The sequence below is a fragment of the Bradyrhizobium sp. UFLA05-153 genome (genome assembly GCF_054185185.1).
The window spans coordinates 1-6,630 of sequence record NZ_JBBIAM010000233.1 but is presented as its reverse complement, the minus strand read 5'-3'; the positions used below and the strand labels follow the sequence as shown (position 1 = coordinate 6,630).

The 6,630-nt window shown below is 58.4% G+C and carries 7 protein-coding genes; 5 read left to right on the top strand and 2 right to left on the bottom strand.

What is annotated here, in order from left to right; genetic code table 11:
* Positions 1–191: 191 nt before the first annotated feature.
* Positions 192–1,046, bottom strand: coding sequence for an arylamine N-acetyltransferase family protein (locus tag Q2941_RS50220; RefSeq protein ID WP_458197341.1), 855 nt, complete (start codon positions 1,044–1,046; stop codon positions 192–194).
* 163 nt (positions 1,047–1,209) lie between these two features.
* On the opposite strand from Q2941_RS50220, the gene Q2941_RS50215 reads away from it, so the two are divergent.
* From Q2941_RS50215 to Q2941_RS50205, 3 genes are all read left to right on the top strand, one after another.
* A complete protein-coding gene (locus Q2941_RS50215; RefSeq protein ID WP_458197340.1) occupies positions 1,210–2,157 on the top strand; it encodes a hypothetical protein in 948 nt (315 codons plus the stop codon).
* An 867-nt stretch (positions 2,158–3,024) separates the two neighbouring features.
* Positions 3,025–3,618: a hypothetical protein gene (locus tag Q2941_RS50210; protein WP_458197339.1), complete on the top strand. Its 594-nt coding sequence runs from the start codon at positions 3,025–3,027 to the stop codon at positions 3,616–3,618.
* Between the two features lie 249 nt (positions 3,619–3,867).
* Positions 3,868–4,197 carry a hypothetical protein gene (locus Q2941_RS50205; protein WP_458197338.1) on the top strand — a complete coding sequence of 110 codons (330 nt, stop codon included), beginning with the start codon at positions 3,868–3,870 and terminating at the stop codon, positions 4,195–4,197.
* Positions 4,198–4,850: 653 nt separating this feature from the next.
* On the opposite strand, the gene Q2941_RS50200 is transcribed toward Q2941_RS50205, so the two are convergent.
* Positions 4,851–4,997 carry a hypothetical protein gene (locus tag Q2941_RS50200; protein ID WP_458197337.1) on the bottom strand — a complete coding sequence of 49 codons (147 nt, stop codon included), beginning with the start codon at positions 4,995–4,997 and terminating at the stop codon, positions 4,851–4,853.
* 892 nt (positions 4,998–5,889) lie between these two features.
* Between Q2941_RS50200 and Q2941_RS50195 the strand changes: the two genes are divergently transcribed.
* Together Q2941_RS50195 and Q2941_RS50190 are read left to right on the top strand one after the other, a co-directional pair.
* The gene (locus Q2941_RS50195) at positions 5,890–6,087 is read left to right on the top strand and encodes a hypothetical protein (protein WP_458197336.1); all 198 of its coding nucleotides are present in this window, start codon (positions 5,890–5,892) and stop codon (positions 6,085–6,087) included.
* Positions 6,088–6,365: 278 nt separating this feature from the next.
* Positions 6,366–6,617, top strand: a complete 252-nt coding sequence (locus tag Q2941_RS50190) for a hypothetical protein (protein ID WP_458197335.1) — start codon at positions 6,366–6,368, stop codon at positions 6,615–6,617.
* Positions 6,618–6,630: the final 13 nt, after the last annotated feature.

Sequence of the window (6,630 nt, the reverse complement as noted above, 5' to 3'; positions counted from 1 at the left end):
GGAGCCCGGTGCGTTAGCAGCGCTCGCCGGGATCTGGGTGGGGGGCGAGGAGCAATCCTCGTCCCTACCACGACCCTTCCGCGGGGTCCGCTTTGGCGCCGCTATCAGGGGAGCTGTTCGAGCCGTTGAGACTGATTGGTCTGCCAGAGAGCGCAGCATTCCCGCGCGCCGGCTCGAAGTGCGCGAAGAACTCATGCAAAGAAGGGGTGCGGAGCATCGCCGGTGCCTTTGATCTTCATCACAGCAACGCACTGACTGATGTCCTCGTCGGACATGTTCAATCCGAACTCACCGCGCAGCATATCCCGATACTCGTCATCGCTCCGAAGCCAACGCTTCTCCGCGTGCCCGTCTGCGTCGCGGACCGTCACTCGCGCGTTGTACATGGTGACCCGGGTCCGGTTCGGCCCGGGTTTTGCGGCAATGATGTTGCCCTGGTATGGGGTGTCCGGGTGCGTTCCCGTATACCAGTTGGCGATTTCGTATTCACCGTCGTACCGCGGATATGGAATGACTCGGTAGATGTGCTCCCAACCGTGCTTGAGCCGTGCCTGTAGCGTCAATTCACCAGCAACGTCGATGAAACGCATCACCTCGTGGGGCGTTTCCTGCTCGATGTGTGGTTTCAACAAAAGGGCGGCAGTTGGAGCCAGGTTTCCAAAGCCGACATCTGCGAGGTAGGATCCTTCCGGCAATTCCACTTTCAACAACATATGAATGGCCGGCCGTGGCGCATCGATTGCCATCCCGCGAACGACGCGTCCTTGCAAGCTGGTTATCTGATACCCGAGAGATCGAAGTCCTGCCCGAAAGAGCATATTCTGCTCGAAGCAGTATCCACCGCGCTTGCCGGCGATCATCTTCTTCTGGAGCGTGGTCACATCAAGCTTGGGTGGGCGCCCAAGCATGATGTCCAAAGTCTCATAAGAGATAGCATGTGAATGCGCGAAGATAAGCCGGTTCAACGTCTCAAGCGTGGGAGCGACCGGCCCCGAATAGCCAATGCGCTCAAACCAGGCATTCTGGTCAAAACGGTCCTCAGACATTCCGCCCCCCAACTCAGGACGCCGTCGAAGGCAGCGGCTGCTCTCATGTTGCAACACCGGGCTGAAGCAAGCAACCTCGGACCAAACCCGCTTGTCTCCTGTCCCTGTCGGAAACCCTAACCCGGCTGGTACGTGAGGTCGAATGGCGCAATGCTTTTGTCTCATGAGAGAAGCTTACAGCCTGGTCTGGTCGGTGCTGGTCCTATTGTTCCGGTCGCGGGTCTCGTTGGAAGCTGAGATCCTGATCCTTCGTCATCAACTTAACATCCAGCGACGGCATGTGCCGAAGAGGGTGCCCTTCAGTGCCATGGATCGCCTGATCTTTGTTGGTCTGTATCGTTTGGTGCCAAATACCATCAAGGCGTTCACGATTGTGACGCCGGATACCGTCATCCGTTGGCACCGTGCCGGTTTCAGATCGTATTGGCGCTGGAAATCGCGGCACCGCTGCGGCCGACCAACTGTACCGTTGGAAATTCGCCGGCTGATCCGCGAGATGAGCATCGCCAACCCATTGTGGGGAGCGCCGAGAATCCATGGAGAGCTTCTCAAGCTCGGCATCGAGATCGGACAGACCAGCGTCGCCAAGTATATGGCGCGGAGGAGGGGCCCTCCCTCGCAGGGATGGAAGACGTTCCTTCGCAACCATGCGGATGGCATTGTCGCAATGGACCTCTTCGTCGTGCCGACGATCTCGTTCCGACTGCTCTATGGTTTGCTGATCATAGGCCATGGCCGGCGGCAGATCCTGTGGTTTGGGGTGACCGCGCACCCGACGGCCGAATGGCTCGCCAATCAGCTCACTGAAGCCTGTGGCTGGGAGCAAATCCCTCGTTACTTAATCAGGGACCGCGATCGAGTTTATGGCGAGATCTTTGTCCGCCGGGTTCGGTCGATCGGCATTCGAGACCGCCCGACGTCCTTCCGCTCACCCTGGCAAAACGCCTCTGCAGAACGGTTGATCGGTTCAATCCGGAGGGAATGCATTGATCATGTCCTACTTCGGCGAACGACATCTGCGCTACGTTCTGCTATCGTACAAAGATTACTACAACGCCACGCGCACTCATTTGTCATTGAACAAGGATGCCCCGGTTCCTCGCGGTGTTGAGCGAGTCGGGAATATCGTATGCCGACCGATCCTAGGCGGACTGCACCATCAATATGGCCGGATGTGATTTACGGTAAGCAGAGGTGGGCTCTCGACTTCCTTATCCGCAATGGTCTCGGAATGAGCCAATGAGCGGTATCGCAGCCGACGTAGCCGCGCTTGCTCTTATATCTCGAGCGCGTCGGCTTGGGCGTGGTGGGCCGCCAGGCTTTCCCTAGCGGCCCGATTGCCTAAAGCCCAATTCCCACACAGCAGCAAATTTGGCTCGGCAGAAAATAGATCAGCGACCACTCGAAAAATTCCCGGGTTCGATACCAAACGCCGATCGCGCAGGAGGCGCAACCGCCAGCGGCTCGCGATACATTGCCGACGGTTAAGGCGGTGAACGCCAAGGCACGCCAGCGTGAACCGGCGGGCCTCGGCACTCCCGGCATCCTTAAGAGAAAGCTCAGCCAAATGTAAGGACGGCTTAAGGACTTCCGCCCACGGCCGGCACTAGCATCGCCATGGTGATCTTGTGAGCACCGCCACCGCGCCAACATGTCTTTCATCACGTTTCATTTTCTGCGCTGTGGCGGTTCGCAGCGTCCGGCCCGCCCTGAACGCGTATCGGACTGACCGAAGATTTCGAGAAATGGAGTCGTATCATGTTTTATCGATTATCGGGCGTCGCACTTGCCACTCTCATACTGGGCACCATCGACGTTGTCGCAGCGGACCTGCCGGTTTATGAAGTCGCGAGCCTCCCGATCACACCGCATCAATTGATGGTGCTGGGCCCGGCCGGCGGAGCAGGACCACTCGCCCGCGTCCGGCGCAGATCGGGCAGCAAGCTTACAACAAGCGGTGAGCGCGCTGCGGTCCGGAATGTGGCGACGGCTTTCCGCAGTTCAAGGCACGCATGATGCCAATCCGGGCGAGCATCGTCGGGCCGCCTTGTTCGGCCACCAGGATCAGCGCTTCCATGGCCGCTTGCCATTCCGGCGCGTCGTGTACGGTCTTGGGCAGCGCGGCGATGTACTCGCCGGCATCGCACAGCGTGACCTGCTTGCGGCCGTCCGGTTTCCCCTATCTGCGCTGAACCGGAATGCCGGCTACGATTTCGCTTCGAACACAGACCAACTTGATCCGGGCATCACGATCAAGCTCAAGCTCTTGTCCTTCCGGACTCTGAGCCAGGTAAGCTTGGGCCTGCATGAAGCAGGTGGCCGGGCTGCCAAACTCAGTCGGCACCCGTATGATCGTGCTCGCATTGTAGCGCGTGCAGTCATCGGGATGCGGCGCAATCGAAGCGGAGCATATGAGGATGAGGGCGGTAAGCATAGCCTCGTCCGAAAATCGTTGGTGATGGTCAAATACACTTCAGTAGTAACTTCAAAACGAGATAGAGCCATTGTATTGCATGTTTTTCCCGGAACGCAAGATTTGCGCCGTCTGGCTGGTGAGACCTATCTGAGCTAGCGGCTTCTGTCTTCAGGAGCCTCACGTAGGTCCCGCTCTCGCAGGCTTGCCACAATGAGCAGTCCGGGTGGTCTAATCAAAACTTACCGGCTTCGTTGTCGTCGCTGATACATTCTGTTTCGCCATCACTTCGAGCATTGCTTCGAAGATGATGATCGGCAAGTAAATCACAAGCATAACTTTATCCTCCATGGTTTCTACAACCGGCTTTCAGGGCATGTTGCCCCTGCTCCTGGAATCCCAACTAGGATGCAGGCGATTGATATCGCGACCACCGATACGTCAATTGCGAGATACCGCCAGCAGGTCACGCCCGGTTCGATCAGGAGCGCATTGCATCGATCGCATGACAAAACCGCTACGCTCGCGGCGACGAGCAAGACGAAAATCCAAGTAGCGATCACGTCCATGCTCAGAGTGAATGCGCCGATTCATGCACAGTCAAAAGCGATCGTGCTGGACCCAACAGTTTCAGCTCTGGCTGAGGATTCGCGGCAACAAATGCGCTCAGTATCGGCCCAATCGGCCGAATGCCGACAGGAGCAGCAGGCCAACAGCACACGCAGCCATAAGGAATAAGTAGAGGCCCACGAGTATCCTCCCACTCTCACATGGTCGGAGATTAAACGCCGATTTTCGGCTTTCAAACGTTAATTTGCCAGTTTTTCCCCAATGCAAATAAAGCCGTTGCATGAAAGGACCAGCCAAAGCGCTCATGCTAGCTGGCCTTGCCTGCAACGTTCTTCGGAATGCTGACCGTATTCGAGGTGGCGCAACCGCCAACGGCTGGCTGCGCACGCCCGCAGGCTGAGGCGGTGAACGACAAGGCCCGCCAGCTCACGCTGGCGGGCCTGGGCACTCCCGGCGCTCTGATCCGCAATCGAACCGGCAGCCGGGAGCTCGGGGCTGGAATGCAAGCCGTGCCATGGCCGCTCTTATGTGGCAATGGGCGCTCCGGTAGTTGTACGGAATCCATTTTCGGAAAGGGGTGTTCTACTGTGAGAACACCGGAGAGATTTGAGTACCGATTTTTAGTTTGCCCGGGATGGCCGCAGTAGGGGCTGGAACCACTCTGCGGCCTTTTCCATTGAGCAGACCTTGCACCGCATATCCTGCGGTCTTGCGCGCCGGCTCACGCTGGCGGGCCTTCTAAAGCGGTGCAAGAATCTGCCAGATGATCAACAGCACCACGATCACCATCATCACGTAGATGGTCCTGCGGCCGATCCAGTTCATTCGAGAACCTCATATTCGAACGCCACCCCCTCGGGGTCGTTTTCCTCGAACCATTTCTCGGCCGCGTCCTGGTTGGCAAACACCTTGATGTGCTCTTTGTCGCCGACCTGCTTGCTTGTGTTGACGTAGACGAAGACTGTCATGGCTCACCCATAAGCTTCGGGCTTCTCGATGAAGCCAGCGCGGTATCGATCTACTTCGACCTCACTTCGGTGGATGCAAATCGCCTTGAAGCCAGCGGCCAAGGGCCTTGGAATGCAAAGGATCTTCGTAGGCGGCAAGGATCGTGAGTACGTCGTTGCACACAGCGCACTGGAACCTGTGCAAGTCCATGCCTGGGCGCTCTGGCTCGATGCTCACGAGCATCATCGACGCCTTGCACCTCGGACAGGTGGGGCGCTCAAACGCAACCGGTGGGGTGGACGACGGGCGCCGAGATTCGGTCATGGTGCCTCCCTACGCGTAGGCGGGAGCACAACACTCTCAATCACCGGAACATGCCAGGGACGCGGAACGGTGATGGCGTTAGTATGCGCCACAGCGAGATCAAACACGAGTTAATTCACACCGCAGCAACGGTCACATTGGGAGCGGAACCACCAGCGGTTGGCGACACACTCTCGCCGGCCGAGGCAGTAGGATTAAGGGCCTAGACTGACGAAGTGTTCGCAACGCAACTGAAGGAGGACAGATGTCGAGACGCGCCAAAAGGATGCGCAAACGCACGAAGCAGCGGCTGGCGGCGCATGCCCGACGGCTGAGGCGGTAGCTTCCACAAATTCGGCGGGGCTGGCATCTTAATGTCGCCCGGCGTCGCCGAAAGTCCTGGCTGCTTTGCCTCTTGCGATTTTTGGCCGCGCAATCACTGCCGCACTAATCTTCATGCAGGGAGTATGCTAATGAAGTACCCGCACGACGGCCCAGTCGCGTACGTGCTCGTTTCAGATGCGTATCCACCAGGCGATCGAGGCCGGCAGACGTGCAGGCATGCCGAAGTCGGAATTCCGACCACGCAACCGATCCTGGGGGTCGCAGATGAAGATTCCCCCGACTATCGAGCCGATCGCGCATATCTCGCCGTATCGCCGCATCGATCCGTCGCATCCCGGACGGAAGCGCGTCATCACGCTGGACGAATGGAAGGCAAGCGGGAGCACGCGCAAGCCAGATCCGGCGATCTACAGCTATGACGCACAGAACCAGCGCTGGGTGCTGAAGGAGGGTGTGCGATGATGACGAATGACACGCCCATGTCAGTGGGAGCGCCAGGTGGTGCATTCAGTCCTTCTATGCCGTCCAGTCCCGCTGGTGGCGCCAGGCTTCGTAATCGGCCTCTGTGCGCGCGCTGCGCGAAGTGATGGACCGGTTGCAGGTGACCGTGAGCCAGCCGGGCGACCATGGCCGGCGCGGTAACGGCTGGCAAATATTCGATTGCGGTAACTGAAAAACAGGAAGAGACTTTGAGGGTCGGACCCAACAAGCCCCCACGGCTATCACCGAAGGAGGAGGGAATGACCGCTCATAAAAATTACGGATGGAAGCCGCCCACTGCCGCCCAACGTGAGGCGCAAAGGGCCTTCAAGGAAACCGATGCCAAAGTAGCGATGCCCGAGTATGAACGCATCCAAGCCGCGTTTCATGCAAACCGCGAGAGGTTAAAGGCTGAACGACTTGCACGCGAGGCCGAAGCGGTGGCCCTGAAGCACAAAAACCTGATCACGGCCCACTCTCCGAATGTGCACGGCGGTCTGCGGCACCGCTGATACGAGCATTCAA